Origin of the sequence: Shewanella sp. N2AIL (assembly GCF_022690845.1) — a bacterium.
Lineage (GTDB): Bacteria > Pseudomonadota > Gammaproteobacteria > Enterobacterales > Shewanellaceae > Shewanella > Shewanella baltica.
In genome coordinates, this window is record NZ_JALBYT010000025.1 from 59,383 (window position 1) to 72,590 (window position 13,208).

Genomic DNA, 13,208 nt, shown 5'->3' on the forward strand with positions numbered 1-13,208 from the left:
CCGTGATGGAACATAAAACCACTTATCTGGTACTCGCATAGGAATAGTATCAGCGATAAAATCGAGTGGTTGCCTGATTGTAGTCAATGTTATGACTTATATATTAAAAATACTGCAGATAGTGATGTAAGCCATTATCTGCAGTGTACTTCGTCAGATTAGCGGTGTTTTGAATGCACTACTTAACCCAAGTATTGTTCAAAACTGCTTGTTGCGAGAGTTGAAATTCAAGTTTTAGCTGTTCTGCATACTGAGGAGCTTGATTCTCAATAAAATCTGCATTATCGCTCTCTGATATGATTTTATCTCCAGCAATTAAAAAATTACCCGAGTTGGTAAATGCACCAAGTAAGTCACCTTTTACAACAATGCTATAGGGTTTTCGTTCCCTATAAAGAGAGCGACCAACTGATGCGAACTCGTCATTAAAGCCGAGTAAATCAAAAGCTGTAGGTAAAATATCTAGTTGGCTTGCAAGTATTTTATGCCGTTTAGGAGTTATGTTTTGTCCAGGACGGTAAATCCATAACGGAATATGGAACGCACTTTCTAAGCCCGGATTTTTCGTGTTGAACAAAGTATGATCTGCCAAAATCATAAAGGTCGTATTTTCGTACCAGTCCTGTTTTGATGCTTCTGCAAAAAATGCTTTAAGAGCTTCATCTGTATATCTAACAGTGTTCAAAAAATCTGTAAATGTATCTTGCCCATATGGATAAACCTGTAAGTGCTTCGGTGTTTCGACATAGGGCATATGGGTGGTGCCTGTAAACGAAAAGCTAATAAATGGCTGCGTTTTTTTGTTTGCTAATTCGAGTGTTTTCATCAACATCTCATAATCCCAACCAAATTGTGCGCCATCAGGATCGGGATAATCTGTTCGTGTTATCGGGATATCACTGCGTCCAAGATATTGCTGAAAACCGGCATAGTTGGCTATTGAATCTAAACGAATCGAGTCACGTTTTGAGCTTTGCAGCATTTGGGTTTGATAGCCATGGGCTTGAGCAATATTACCAATTTTTGTTAGTCGTGATAATTCCAGGCCACCTCCGATATAACCAACACTCTCAAGGGGCGGCAAGCCAAATAAGCTCGCTTGAACGCCTAAGTTACTACGCTGAGCAGCGGCATAGAAATTATCATAAACCTCAGCTTTTTTTGACAACTCATCTAAGAATGGGGTTACTTTATAGTCTGAACCCGATAATCCATCAATATAAGCATAACTTAATGCTTCAACCAAAATGATAACTAAGTTACGACCATTAGGTGTATTCTCTGGGAATTGACTTAAGAATGGGTATTTATATGCTTCATCTTCTGTTTTATTGAGATGTTGTTTAATTTCTTCTGAACTAAAGAAATTATAATCGGTACGCTTAAAAATTTGAGTGGTACCTTTACCGCCAGTGTAAATACCATTTAAGATTAAATTTGCTTGTTGTTCACTTTGGTTTTTATAAGCATCGATAATACCAAGTGGCTTACCCTGTAAATTTAATCCCCGTAGGAATAATATCAAAACTGGGATAGCGATAATAAATACGCTGATTTGTGATGCGAGAGTTCTATGCTTTTGATTATTGTGGAAAAAAAATTGATATTTCTTTATTAGAAAAATAATTGCTAGAATAATGATAGCAAAGCTTAATATCGTTAATGCTAAATGATCTTTCACCAAAAATGGTAATACGAAAGATGTTTCAGTCATTAATAATGGTAGATCGCTAAATGTGTGTCTATTTACTACACCAAAATAAATGAAGTCTCCTATAAGTGCTAGCGTAGACAGCAATAGCATAATTAAACCAAGCTTTAAGCCCATTCCTTTGATGAACGTTGCAATACGACCACTTCCTGGTACTAATATTAGCAATGTAGGTATGAGCATGACGTAGCCTGTTGTCATGATATCAAAGCGAAATGATGTAAATATCACCGTGAGTAAATCGAGAGTTTCCTTATAATAATCGCGATATACAATATAATTCGCTATGCGAGAACAATTTAAAATGAATAGCATGGAAATATATAGAAACAACACGCTGCGAAATTTACTCTGTTTCATACGATAAAATTTTCAATGACAGTTTAAGGAGGCGCATAATAACACACCACCTTAGACTAGTTCAAAAGCAAACCTATACCCAGCTAATGCCCCACTCTATCTATCACTTGGATCAGTTCCATGCGGATATTGTCGGGTGTTTGGCTATGCCAGAAACCCGCTAAGTACGCGCCCAACGGCAGAATAAATAATGCGATTAGCACTAATGCCAGTAATCCCTTGTGGCCGAGTCTGTGGCCGGATTTAAGTCCTAGGCCAAGGGCGGCAGATTTTGGACAAGCGGCGACGCAGCGCATACAGGCTTGGCATTCGTCACTGCGAACCGTGGTTTTGGTGTGCACTATGATGTTTGCTGGGCAGGCGCGGCTGCACTTGTCACATTTCATTCCTTTTGCTTCGATAAGGCAGTGCTGAGTATCACGGCGGATTTTTAAGGGACTCGCAAAACTTAAGATCCCGAGCATGGCACCATAAGGGCACAAGTAACGGCAGAATCCCTGACGGCGCCATGCGGCTAAGGCAAGGATCAACGCAAACACTAATAAAGTAATTAGACTAGGTGTTAGGAAGAACAGTGCCATCTTCAAGTCGGCAATCTTATGATAATTACCTTCGAGATAATTAGGAATCGATTGTGCTGGCATACCAATCACTATGTAACAGAGTCCAAGCAACAATAGATACTTGAGCATACGTAGTGGCCAATCGAGCCAAGCGGGTGGTGTTAGTTCTGATTTAATAAAGCGTTTTCTAAAGGCATACAGATATTCCCCTGCCAAACCTAATGGGCAAGCCCAACCACAAAATGCTCGCTTGCAGAGTAATCCTGTGAGTAATACCGCAGCTAACATCACCGCCGCCGCAGGATGGGTTTGATCCCATAAATTCAGACTGACAATGGCCTTAAGCTCAATACCGCCAGCAATCGGCAGGAAAGCATCGACCACATCGGGGCGCATGAGCCAAGGTGTAATCCCTTGCTTAAGCAGTATGGTGTTGATTGTGTATTGCACGGCAACCAGCAAAAGCGATAGCGCTAAGACATGCTGAGTGCCTTCCCGCAGGGTGTTGATTTTAATCTCACCCTTGAAGGAATCTGGCGCAAATTTATGCCCCAGTAATGTCAACGGCAGCGCAATAATCAGTCCGAGTGCCAATGGCCAGTAAAGGCTAATCGCGACGGCGCCGACGCTGAGTAACAGTGTGGCGACAGCGCCCCATTTCTGGCCGCTCCAATAGCTGAGTGAGGCGAGATACATGAGTGCCAACATCAGGGTGAGTGATTCGATAAAAGTCATAGTGATGAATACAGCAAATGAGTAACGAGTACAGTGTCTGAGTGATGAGCTGATGATAAGTTTTTGAGTACTAAATGAAATTGTGCGGCAGGTCTAAGATTGGTGCTATCAATCCACTAAAGCGCGCCATAGCTCACAAAGCTAAGTGTTTTGGGCTTGCACAAATAAAGTATGGCTTGCAGGGACAGCGAGCGAGGTCACACAAAGCATAAAAAGCCCCAGCAATTTAGTATGCTAGGGCTTAGGAGTTAAGTAGCAGCTTTGGTTCAACTTTTTGATTTTTCTAGTGACTCGATAAATTTGTTCGACTCGTTAATCGATTTGTTCATCTCTTTAATCAGGCCCGAAATATCGGTTTGCAGGCTGGCAAATTCGCCTTTGATCGCACCAATGGCTTGGGCGTTCAAGTTATGCTTGAGATACAGCATGTTGTCTTTCATGGCGGTGAGGATGGGCGGCATTTTTGATTCGGCGCGGTGCATGCTTTTGATCAATTGTTCGTAGGCGCGGCGGGTTTCTTTGAGCTTAGCTTCACTGTTACGGCGCAGGCTGGCTTTGCTGATCTCGCCAATTTCATCTTGCCACTCATCGAATAACGCTTCGGCCACATCTTCAACTTTCTTGATGCGGTTGCTGACGTTGTCTGCGGCGCTTTGGGCTGACTCGTATTCATCCTTGGCCTTGTTATAGGCTTTTTCTAGGCTGCCGCCATCGTGATTGAGCAGGGCTTGCATCTCTTCGAGGGCCGAGCTGAACTCTTTTTGGGCGTCCTCTTGGGATTCTTTCGCGTCTTTAACTCTGTCGACCATAATATCGCGTTTATGGTAACCGACCTTTTCCATCGCACCGTAATAGGCGCTTTGGCAACCACTGAGCAGGAGGCATGCGGCAATCAGGCCTGAAGTTATCAGTCTTTTCATTGGGTATTCCGTCACTGAGTGAATTGAAATTAATCGGCCTTAAATCGGGCCGCATCGATAATGCTCCACAGATGAAAGATAGCACCTATTACCGCGGGCACAATTAGCCACCAGAGGGCATAACCCACCACTGTGATAATGAAAAATAACAGTGCGGCCATAATGCGGCCTTGCAATAGTTGGCCTAACCCAGGGAAAAATAGGCTAGCAATAGCGGAAATAACGTTACCCGCAGATCCTTGTTGAGACATCAATTCACTCCTTAGACTTGTAAATTAAGTGTTTATTGTACGAAGATAACGAGTCTATACCAACAGAATCAAGAGAAACCCGTGACTAAGAAGATAGAACTGGCACAAATTCGCGTCTTATTCCTCGGGATCTGGCACTTCCTGCTGCATTTAAGGCGGCGTTTAGTGGAAGATCAGATCAATATTCGCGCCGGACACTTGGCCTATGTCACGCTATTGTCACTCGTGCCTATGGTGGCCGTGACTATGTCTATGTTGTCGGCTTTTCCGGTGTTTAAAGGCATTCGTGGGCAGATAGAAGGCTTTGTTTACGAAAACTTTTTACCCGCTGCTGGCGACACAGTGCAAGTGTATATCAATGAATTTGTTGGCAATGCGTCTAAGGGCACAGCCGTGGGGATCGCGGCCTTAGTAGTGGTTGCCATTATGCTGATTTCCGCCATCGACAAATCACTCAATAACATTTGGCGCACTAAAGAGAAGCGTTCCGTGGTGGTCGCATTTTCTATGTATTGGATGGTGCTAACGTTAGGGCCGGTATTGGTCGGGGCGAGTTTGGTCGCATCTTCCTATGTGATTTCACTAAAGGTGTTTGAAGCTGAAGCTTTATCGGGCATGTTGCCTATTTTTATTGCGCGTTTGCCCATGCTGTTTTCAGTTGCGGCATTCTTGCTGTTGTATATGGTAGTGCCTAATCAAAAGGTGAAGTTTCTACATGCACTATTAGGGGCGATTGTCGCCGCAATCTTGTTTGAGTTAGGTAAAAAAGCCTTTGCCTTGTATGTGACTCAGTTTCCGAGCTACGAAGCTATTTATGGGGCTTTAGCCGTGATCCCTATTATCTTTGTCTGGGTGTATTTATCGTGGATGATAGTATTACTCGGCGCGGAAATTACCGCGGCTATGCCAGAGTATTTAGATTATGAGTCGAGCTCCGATGAGGATGAAACGGATCTGGATGGTAAGCCTTTACAAGACTGCCAAGATAATCAGCCTGTAACCTTAACGTCGGCAGAGGTGACGGCACTCAAGGCCGTGGCGAAATCGGAATAACATCCCTAAACGGTTAAGTAATGGCGATAACACTTAATGCCTGAATCAGTGCTTGAATCCTTTCCCCCTTTTATCCGCCGCGACTGGTTTAGCGTTGGCAATGGTCAGCAATTACATCTTGCACAATACGGAAATCCTCAAGGTATCCCGCTGTTATATTTGCACGGTGGTCCGGGAGCGGGTTGTGATATCGGTGATTTAGCTTTATTTAATGGCGATCAATATTGGATCTTGCTGTTAGATCAACGAGGTTCTGGGCAATCCTTGCCCTTTGGCGATTTAGCCCATAATCATCTTAATGGTTTGATCTGCGATATGGAGGCGATTCGCCTCGCGTTAGGTATTGAGCGCTGGTGTTTAGCGGGCGGCTCCTTTGGGGCCACATTAGGCTTAATTTACAGCGGATTATTTCCCGAACGGGTGATAGCGCAAGTGCTGTGGGCGTTATTTATTCCGTCTAAAGAAGGCATAGATTGGCTCTATGGCGCTGACGGCGCGGCAACATTGCAACCAGCGGCTTATCGACTCTTCAGTGGCAATGCGTCCGTAGCACCATCGCTGACTGAACTTCTGGATTCATACCATCAAGGTTTGGCATCGGCCGATGAAAACCTGCGGCACCATTTTGCGCGGCGTTGGGTTCAGTGGGAGCTAAAGCTCGCGGGGGCGAGATTGGTGTTGCCAAGACAGTTACCTGACCCAGTATTAGCGTTAGCGGATATCGAATTGCACTTTGCTCGGCATGCTTACTTCAATGCCATGAGTGTGTTGCAACGCGTGACGCCTAGGGTGAAGGCGCGTAGTGTGTTATTGCAAGGAATGCAGGATGCGATTTGCCCAGCGGCGCTATTGCGCGATTTTTTGGCTGGGTTAGAGCATGCTATTACGATTCAATCTGTTGCCGACGGCGGACATATGCTCAATAGCGAGTCGTTGTTTTTGGCGGTCACAGCAGAAATCCATGCTATGTGGTCGTGGATACATCAAAGGGAAATACAATGAAAACATTGCTCATCAGTGCCAGTTTACTCGGATTAACTGCCTGTGCCGCCACGGCGCCCTCGCAAACCAGCGCGATTGACCCTGTGGTGGCTCAGGAGACCGTGAGTGCGCCCGTCGCGCCCAAAGTCGTTGAACTGGGTGGACTAACCAATGACGCTGCCGCTGAGCGCTTGTATCAAGCGTTGATTAACGCTAACTACTTGGCCACCAAGGTTGCGCCAACTAAAGTCGCGGTGCAGTTTGGTAATAACCAGTTTTTGCTTGAGCCGAGTATTAATTCTGCGGGCATTGACCGTATTTTAATGAATCGTTTCTATGCCGTGCATCCGCAACTACAGGCTAGCCAAGAGCTGCCTGTGGTGATTGGCACTTTGAATCAAAAGCTTAATTTTGCCAAGTTTGTGTTGCTGGACCAAGGCGCGGTGATCCAAATACAAGGCACTGTCACCTTTGCCGACCATGTTGAAATTGAAGAGTTACGCCGTTTTATGCTGTGGACCAATGGCGGTTTGGCACAAGTCGTGCAATCCTTGCCAGATGGTATCGATCAATATATTCGTCCTATTCCGCTCATGCAGCAAATGGTTCCCGTTAAGCCTTAATCTAAAAAGGAAAAGTTGTGATTGCGTTAATTCAAAGAGTGAGCCGCGCCAGTGTGGTTGTCGATAATCAAACCATAGGTGCAATCGATAAGGGCCTGTTGGTTCTGCTGGGCGTCGAGCAGCAGGATACCCGCGAGAAAATGGAAAAACTGGCAACTAAAGTGATGAGTTATCGCGTGTTTTCCGATGAGAATGGCAAGATGAATCTCAACCTAGAGCAAGTCGGTGGCTCTTTATTAGTGGTGTCGCAATTTACCTTGGCTGCCGATACGGGCCGCGGTCTGAGACCGAGTTTTTCGGGCGCAGGTACGCCAGATCAAGCCTTGGCACTCTATGAAGAGTTTGTCGCATTTTGCCGCGCTAAGGGCGTGACCACAGAAACCGGACAATTCGGCGCTGATATGCAAGTGTCCTTAGTCAATGATGGCCCTGTGACTTTTAATCTGCAGGTGTAGCTTCTTATCGCGCGAGTGATTGCGTTAGTTATTGTGTTAGCTATTACATTAGCTATTAAATTAGTTATCGCGTGGTTTTTCTGGGGGATAGAGTGTTGAACTTATTCAGTGTTAGCTGTGAAGAGGGATGTATCAAGGTAAGTGCGCATGGATGAACGACTTACTCAACTACTCACTCAGTTATGCCAGACGTGGCACAGTACTATTCCTGTTAGCGAATTTATGCAGATTGCGCCACTCGATTACCGCGAAGGTGAATTTCGGGTCACGGCGCCGATAGCGCCTAATATCAATCTGCATCAGACCATGTTTGCCGGCAGCATTTATACGCTGATGACCTTAACTGGCTGGGGCGCTGTGTGGCTGAACCAGCAGTTAGCAGGCGTTGCCGGTGACATAGTGCTCGCCGATGCCCATATTCGTTATCTCGCGCCAGTGACTTGTGATCCTGTGGTAACAGTGCAATGGCCAGATGTGGATCTCAGTCCGTTGCAAAGGGGGCGCAGAGTGAAAGTGAAGTTAGCAGTGCAATTGTATTGTGATGCTAAGCTTTGTGCGGTATTCGAAGGCCTGTATGTCAGTGCGCCGAAAGTGAGTTAATGTAAAGCGTCGCAACAACCGATAACCTTTCTAAAAAATCGAAGTGAATCTCAAATTTTATCCACTTTATTTCTTTTTTATGGGCGAATACACTAGCGTCATAGAGTTGAGATATTCCATCTGACTCTGAGTCATTTACCTATTTTCGGAGCAGATTATGTCTAAAGTCTTAATTTTAAAATCAAGCATTCTTGGCGGTTATTCACAATCTGCCGTGTTAATTGACCACTTAGCGAGCCACTGGGAAACCCAAGGCGCCGCTATCACAGTACGTGATTTAGGCGGTAAAGATGTGCTGCCTATGGTAGACGGTGAAATCGCTTCTGGTTTACGTGGTGGTGCAGAATTATCGGCACGTCAGCAAGAAATGCTCGCCTTATCAGATACCTTAGTTGCTGAATTAAAAGCGAACGATACGATTGTTATCGCAGCGCCTATGTATAACTTCACTATTCCGACTCAACTTAAAAACTGGATTGATTTCATTGCCCGCGCTGGTGTGACTTTTACTTACACTGAAACAGGTCCAAAAGGATTAGTGGAAGGTAAACGCGCTGTGTTAGTGACGACCCGTGGCGGCGCTCACAAAGATGGCCCAACGGATCACGTTGTACCTTACTTGAAAACGGTTTTAGGCTTTATTGGTATCACTAATGTTGAAGTGGTTTACGCCGAAGCGCTGAACATGGGTCCTGAAGCACACGATAAAGGCATGAGCGAAGCGAAACACAGTATCGATCAGCTGAAGGCTTAATTGTCCAATTGATTAGCTAAGTCATTTGATTTAGCTGAATAAATAATGCCAGCCTTAATAGGCTGGCATTTTTGTATGTGCATTTTAGCTAGGTTGGCAGCAGACTAAATCTTTAAGCGAACCGCCATTTATCACGCAACTAAAACCATTGGCCTTGAGGATATCGCAGCCTTTTTGCGCTCGAATACCCGCGCCACAGTAGAGCACGAAGGGATGCTGTTTATTGTCGACTTGATGCAACCACTGGTCGAGTGTTGGCAATGGCACATTAATGGCTTGGGGCAAATGACCGGAGGCAAATTCCTCCGGTGAACGCACATCAATCACCCGTGCGCCTTGCTCAATCAATTGCCAACACTTTTCGCCCGATTGACTGCCGGATAACTTAGCCAGTAAAGATTGAAACATAGCATTGCTCCTACCATTAGAAAATTTTAAATAAGTTTATTCTAATGAATTGGCGAGTGCAAGCGTTGCAGATTATCGGTAGTAATGGTTTGGTCTTTGGCGTTGTTGGTACTCGAACTCTGCATTACTGGCGTTAGATAAGCTGCTACAAGCTAGATTCACTGCCTCGTTGATAGTGAATGATGTCGTGGAAGATCACGGCTTGCTCGTTTAGATTGCGATAGCCATGGGGTTTGTCGGCCGCAAATCGTACCGCTTCACCTTGCTTGAGCGTTTGCCACTGTCCATCGACTAACACTTCCATAGTGCCGCTTAATACAATGACATGTTCAGTGACGCCAGCTTCATGGGGCTCAGAAAGCCGCTCATAGTTTGGCAGCAGGGTGAGTTCAAACATCTCAAAACCAAAGCGGTCTTCAAAGGGAAACAGTGAGGCGACTAACATGCCGTCGGTGGCGGGTTGTTGGCGTAACTCGTCGGGCTTACGGAATACAGCGCCTTGGCTCTGGGGCGTGGGTTCGAGAAAGGTCGACAGTGAGATATTGAATCCACTGGCAATTTTCCACAGAGTCGCAATGGTTGGGCTAGATTCACCGCGCTCGATTTGTCCTATCATGGCCTTGCTGACGCCCGTCTCTTGGGCGGCTTTATCTAAACTCCATCCCTTTTGGTTGCGAAGTGCTTTGAGTGTGGTGGCGAGATAGCTGTTTATCGTCTGCACAATGGCCCCATCATTTTTATAAAAATTTAGTTTGTACGTTATAACGCACAGGTGTTATCTTGTCCATCTCGTACGTTATAGCGCACAACGTGGTGGCGACATCAATTGCAGAGGAAGGGAGTGGATATGTGGCGAGATGCAGGGAGTTTGTCAAAAATATCAGCCGGTTTTATTGCGGTATTGGTGGGTTATAGCAGTTCGGCTGTGATTATCTTTCAAGCGGCGGAAGCTGTGGGGGCGACATCTGCACAGATTAGTTCATGGCTGTGGGCTTTAGGTGTGGGCATGGGCGTGACCAGCATAGGATTATCGCTTTACTACAAGAATCCTATTCTAACGGCTTGGTCGACACCGGGCGCAGCGCTAATGGTGACCAGCCTAGCGGGATTGAGCGTCAACCAAGCCATAGGCGTGTTTCTGGTGAGTTCGATTTTAATCACCCTTTGCGGGGTGGCAGGCTGGATGGATAAACTGATCCGTATCATGCCGCAGTCAGTCGCTTCAGCCATGTTGGCGGGGATCCTGCTGCAATTTGGCCTAGGGCTATTTCAGGCGATGCAAACCCAGCTGAGCCTCATATTGATCATGCTGTTGGTGTTTGTCGTCGTTAAACCTTTTGCGCCGCGCTACATCATCTTGCTGACCTTGCTGGTGGGCATCTGCATGAGCTTTCAATTAGATTTACTCAAGTTAGATGCCGTTCAGTTGCAACTAGCGATGCCAGTGTGGACCACGCCTGAGTTTTCGCTGGCGAGTGTGATTGGCGTGGCGCTACCGCTGTTTGTAGTAACTATGGCCTCGCAAAATATGCCAGGAGTTGCTGCGCTGCACGGTAATGGCTACAGGCCGCCTATTTCGCCTTTGATCACGAGCACAGGGCTAATCGGGGTAATTCTGGCGCCCTTTGGCGGTTTTGCCTTTAACTTATCCGCCATCACAGCGGCTATCTGCATGGGGAAAGAGGCGGATCCGAATCCAGCGACCCGTTACTGGGCGGCAGTGTGGGGCGGGGTGTTTTACTTTATCACTGGGTTACTCGGCACCACTGTGGTCGGCCTGTTTTCCGCTTTCCCGAAGGAATTAGTACTGGCCATCGCTGGATTAGCGCTGCTTGGCACTATCGCCAATAGCCTTACCGCCGCATTAGCTAAAACCGAAGATCGCGAAGTAGCGGTGATCACTTTCTTGGTCACGGCATCAGGTTTTAGTGTGCTGGGCATCGGCAGCGCATTTTGGGGGCTGTTGCTTGGGTTTATTATCCATTGGTGGAACGGGCACAGAACTGCATCAGTAGTTAAGCGAGCGAATACTTAACTGCAGCAAAGCGCCTTAGAGATGAATTTCAAAGACTAAGGCGCATGTTTTTTAGATTTTCTTTGTCATAAACACGCTATTGGGGTCGAGTTGGTAGCCGTCGAAGGGGCCACAGATTTGAAAACCAAATTTGCTGTAGAGCAGGCGAGCGGGGTTGAAGAAGTCCATCGAACCTGTCTCTAGACTCAGACGTTTGACGCCAGCGCTTCTGGCATCGTTAATCAAGTGCTGCAATATTTTAGACGCTATACCTTGCTGCTTATAGGGCGCGGCAGTGCGCATGGATTTGATCTCGGCGTGCTCGGCATCTAACCATTTTAGTGCACCGCAGCCCGCTAAATTATTGCCATCCCACAGGGTCCAAAAGCGAATATTGGACTGACGCAGGCCATCAAGATCTAATGCGTGAACGCTTTCAGGCGGTGAAGTTGCTCGCATATCGTCGAGGTGTTCTGTTAAAAGTGCTGCAATTTCAGGCCCTTTTAGATCATCTAGTATAATTTTCATCGTCTTTCTCAAGATTGAAACTCCCTCTGTTGTTGCTTGTCCATCATAGTGTTATCGCGTTTAGTTGTTTTTAGGGGTAAACGCTGCGGTGGATAAGCAAAGGGTAGGCCAAGAGTTCTTGCTAAAGAGATGACGTTTCATCCCTTGGTTTTGATCGATAGGGCAAGCAAGGAAGGTTGTCCTTACTTTTGGACTTTTAAATAAAAATCAAAGTCGTGGGGCTTCACCCCACACCCGACCAAAAGGGGAAAAGCGCCTGTTCCCCTTTTGGATATCCCCCGGCGTCCCCAACGGAGTTGAAAGCCCCTTGGGCAATTAGCACCCTTATGCTATCGCGTCAGACGCTCGTCCCTGATTCGACTGACGCTATCTCGGCATCTGATAGGCAGGACGCCTGAATGTCGTGAAGTGCATGGATAATGGAATGGACCCATCCACTTTTAATCGGCCTCACAATGGGCCACGATGTAGTCGCTAAAACTCATCAGAAAGAGGACGGGTCCACTTATGAAGATTACTACAATTGGTTTAGATATCGCAAAGTCTGTTTTTCATGCTGTTGGTGTCGATAAAGCAGGCAAGTTAATCAAAAAGAAAATGCTTAGACGCAAGGACTTACTTCCCTTTCTTGCTCAAATTGAGCCGTGCCTGATTGTGATGGAAGCCTGTGGTGGAGCAAATCACTGGGCCAGAGAATTTGAGCTGTTGGGCCATAACGTCAAGCTAATCGCACCTCAATTTGTGGTGCCTTTTCGGCAAGGTAATAAAAATGACTACAACGATGCGCTAGCCATCGCTGAAGCTGCGCAGCGACCCAACATGCGGTTTGTAAAACCCAAAAGCGTCGCGCAACAAGATGTACAACTGCTTCACCGTATGCGTGAGCGTTTAAACAAACAATCAACCGCCTTAATCAATCAAGTCAGAGGGATGTTAGCGGAATACGGCATTGTGATAGCCAAAAGTAAATCGGCTTTTAAAGTACAGCTCCCAGATATTTTAGCGGATGAAACCAATGCGCTGACCACCAAAGGTCGGGCCATTTTTTATCAGTTATATGAAGAGTTTAGTGATATAGAAAAACGGCTTAAGGGTTGTGATGCACAAGTGCTCACTGAAATTAAGTGTCCCGTCCTGAAATACGTTGACATAAAGAGGACTTCTTTATGACAACATCAATTAACTCAAGCCGTAAGCGCACACAACGAGATTACACCTTAGCCTTTAAATTAGGCGTTGTAGAGCGTGTTGA

At 46.0% G+C, this 13,208-nt stretch carries 15 protein-coding genes and 1 pseudogene; 9 read left to right on the top strand and 7 right to left on the bottom strand.

Annotated elements, in window-relative coordinates; genetic code table 11:
- Positions 1–178: 178 nt before the first annotated feature.
- The 4 genes from MO387_RS14885 to MO387_RS14900 form a co-directional block, all read right to left on the bottom strand.
- The gene (locus MO387_RS14885) at positions 179–1,894 is read right to left on the bottom strand and encodes an LTA synthase family protein (RefSeq protein WP_234420969.1); all 1,716 of its coding nucleotides are present in this window, start codon (positions 1,892–1,894) and stop codon (positions 179–181) included.
- 260 nt (positions 1,895–2,154) lie between these two features.
- Positions 2,155–3,369 carry a 4Fe-4S binding protein gene (locus MO387_RS14890; protein WP_107949638.1) on the bottom strand — a complete coding sequence of 405 codons (1,215 nt, stop codon included), beginning with the start codon at positions 3,367–3,369 and terminating at the stop codon, positions 2,155–2,157.
- A 266-nt stretch (positions 3,370–3,635) separates the two neighbouring features.
- On the bottom strand, positions 3,636–4,289 hold the full coding sequence (locus tag MO387_RS14895; protein WP_107949636.1) for a DUF2959 domain-containing protein: 654 nt from the start codon (positions 4,287–4,289) through the stop codon (positions 3,636–3,638).
- 29 nt (positions 4,290–4,318) lie between these two features.
- On the bottom strand, positions 4,319–4,540 hold the full coding sequence (locus MO387_RS14900) for a hypothetical protein (protein WP_006079786.1): 222 nt from the start codon (positions 4,538–4,540) through the stop codon (positions 4,319–4,321).
- A gap of 81 nt (positions 4,541–4,621) precedes the next feature.
- Here MO387_RS14900 and MO387_RS14905 point away from each other — a divergent pair, with 81 nt between their 5' ends.
- The 6 genes from MO387_RS14905 (at position 4,622) to azoR (ending at position 9,006) form a co-directional block, all read left to right on the top strand.
- Positions 4,622–5,593, top strand: a complete 972-nt coding sequence (locus tag MO387_RS14905; RefSeq protein ID WP_107949634.1) for a virulence factor BrkB family protein — start codon at positions 4,622–4,624, stop codon at positions 5,591–5,593.
- Between the two features lie 36 nt (positions 5,594–5,629).
- The gene (locus MO387_RS14910; protein ID WP_199908769.1) at positions 5,630–6,595 is read left to right on the top strand and encodes an alpha/beta fold hydrolase; all 966 of its coding nucleotides are present in this window, start codon (positions 5,630–5,632) and stop codon (positions 6,593–6,595) included.
- A complete protein-coding gene (locus tag MO387_RS14915) occupies positions 6,592–7,197 on the top strand; it encodes a hypothetical protein (protein WP_107949632.1) in 606 nt (201 codons plus the stop codon). Before MO387_RS14910 ends, MO387_RS14915 begins: the two co-directional genes overlap by 4 nt.
- 17 nt (positions 7,198–7,214) lie before the next feature.
- Complete coding sequence (gene dtd / locus MO387_RS14920) at positions 7,215–7,652, top strand: D-aminoacyl-tRNA deacylase (RefSeq protein WP_011982175.1); 438 nt, start codon at positions 7,215–7,217, stop codon at positions 7,650–7,652.
- 147 nt (positions 7,653–7,799) lie between these two features.
- Complete coding sequence (locus MO387_RS14925; RefSeq protein ID WP_107949630.1) at positions 7,800–8,252, top strand: thioesterase domain-containing protein; 453 nt, start codon at positions 7,800–7,802, stop codon at positions 8,250–8,252.
- A 157-nt stretch (positions 8,253–8,409) separates the two neighbouring features.
- Positions 8,410–9,006 carry an FMN-dependent NADH-azoreductase gene (azoR, locus tag MO387_RS14930; protein WP_063884975.1) on the top strand — a complete coding sequence of 199 codons (597 nt, stop codon included), beginning with the start codon at positions 8,410–8,412 and terminating at the stop codon, positions 9,004–9,006.
- Positions 9,007–9,090: 84 nt separating this feature from the next.
- On the opposite strand, the gene MO387_RS14935 is transcribed toward azoR, so the two are convergent.
- Both MO387_RS14935 and MO387_RS14940 read right to left on the bottom strand, forming a co-directional pair.
- Positions 9,091–9,414, bottom strand: a complete 324-nt coding sequence (locus MO387_RS14935; protein ID WP_107949628.1) for a rhodanese-like domain-containing protein — start codon at positions 9,412–9,414, stop codon at positions 9,091–9,093.
- 145 nt (positions 9,415–9,559) lie between these two features.
- Positions 9,560–10,135 (bottom strand): XRE family transcriptional regulator, encoded by a 576-nt coding sequence (locus tag MO387_RS14940; RefSeq protein WP_107949626.1) that lies wholly within the window; start codon positions 10,133–10,135, stop codon positions 9,560–9,562.
- 126 nt (positions 10,136–10,261) lie between these two features.
- Between MO387_RS14940 and MO387_RS14945 the strand changes: the two genes are divergently transcribed.
- Positions 10,262–11,449 (top strand): benzoate/H(+) symporter BenE family transporter, encoded by a 1,188-nt coding sequence (locus MO387_RS14945; protein WP_107949624.1) that lies wholly within the window; start codon positions 10,262–10,264, stop codon positions 11,447–11,449.
- A gap of 51 nt (positions 11,450–11,500) precedes the next feature.
- Here the strand turns inward: MO387_RS14945 and MO387_RS14950 are convergent, their stop codons facing one another.
- Positions 11,501–11,956, bottom strand: a complete 456-nt coding sequence (locus MO387_RS14950; RefSeq protein WP_107949622.1) for a GNAT family N-acetyltransferase — start codon at positions 11,954–11,956, stop codon at positions 11,501–11,503.
- A gap of 507 nt (positions 11,957–12,463) precedes the next feature.
- On the opposite strand from MO387_RS14950, the pseudogene MO387_RS14955 reads away from it, so the two are divergent.
- Together MO387_RS14955 and MO387_RS14960 are read left to right on the top strand one after the other, a co-directional pair.
- A pseudogene (locus MO387_RS14955) lies at positions 12,464–13,075 on the top strand (IS110 family transposase); the annotation flags it as partial.
- A 47-nt stretch (positions 13,076–13,122) separates the two neighbouring features.
- On the top strand, positions 13,123–13,208 hold an 86-nt coding region (locus tag MO387_RS14960; RefSeq protein WP_242325992.1), incomplete at its 3' end, for a valyl-tRNA synthetase.

Excerpts from the sequence above, each read along its gene's own strand:
- MO387_RS14885 (WP_234420969.1), bottom strand. The coding sequence starts at position 1,894 with ATGCTCATACCTACATTGCTAATATTAGTACCAGGAAGTGGTCGTATT.
- MO387_RS14890 (WP_107949638.1), bottom strand. The coding sequence starts at position 3,369 with ATGACTTTTATCGAATCACTCACCCTGATGTTGGCACTCATGTATCTC.
- MO387_RS14895 (WP_107949636.1), bottom strand. The coding sequence starts at position 4,289 with ATGAAAAGACTGATAACTTCAGGCCTGATTGCCGCATGCCTCCTGCTC.
- MO387_RS14900 (WP_006079786.1), bottom strand. The coding sequence starts at position 4,540 with ATGTCTCAACAAGGATCTGCGGGTAACGTTATTTCCGCTATTGCTAGC.
- MO387_RS14910 (WP_199908769.1), top strand. The coding sequence starts at position 5,630 with ATGCCTGAATCAGTGCTTGAATCCTTTCCCCCTTTTATCCGCCGCGAC.
- MO387_RS14915 (WP_107949632.1), top strand. The coding sequence starts at position 6,592 with ATGAAAACATTGCTCATCAGTGCCAGTTTACTCGGATTAACTGCCTGT.
- MO387_RS14925 (WP_107949630.1), top strand. The coding sequence starts at position 7,800 with ATGGATGAACGACTTACTCAACTACTCACTCAGTTATGCCAGACGTGG.
- azoR (WP_063884975.1), top strand. The coding sequence starts at position 8,410 with ATGTCTAAAGTCTTAATTTTAAAATCAAGCATTCTTGGCGGTTATTCA.
- MO387_RS14935 (WP_107949628.1), bottom strand. The coding sequence starts at position 9,414 with ATGTTTCAATCTTTACTGGCTAAGTTATCCGGCAGTCAATCGGGCGAA.
- MO387_RS14945 (WP_107949624.1), top strand. The coding sequence starts at position 10,262 with ATGTGGCGAGATGCAGGGAGTTTGTCAAAAATATCAGCCGGTTTTATT.
- MO387_RS14950 (WP_107949622.1), bottom strand. The coding sequence starts at position 11,956 with ATGAAAATTATACTAGATGATCTAAAAGGGCCTGAAATTGCAGCACTT.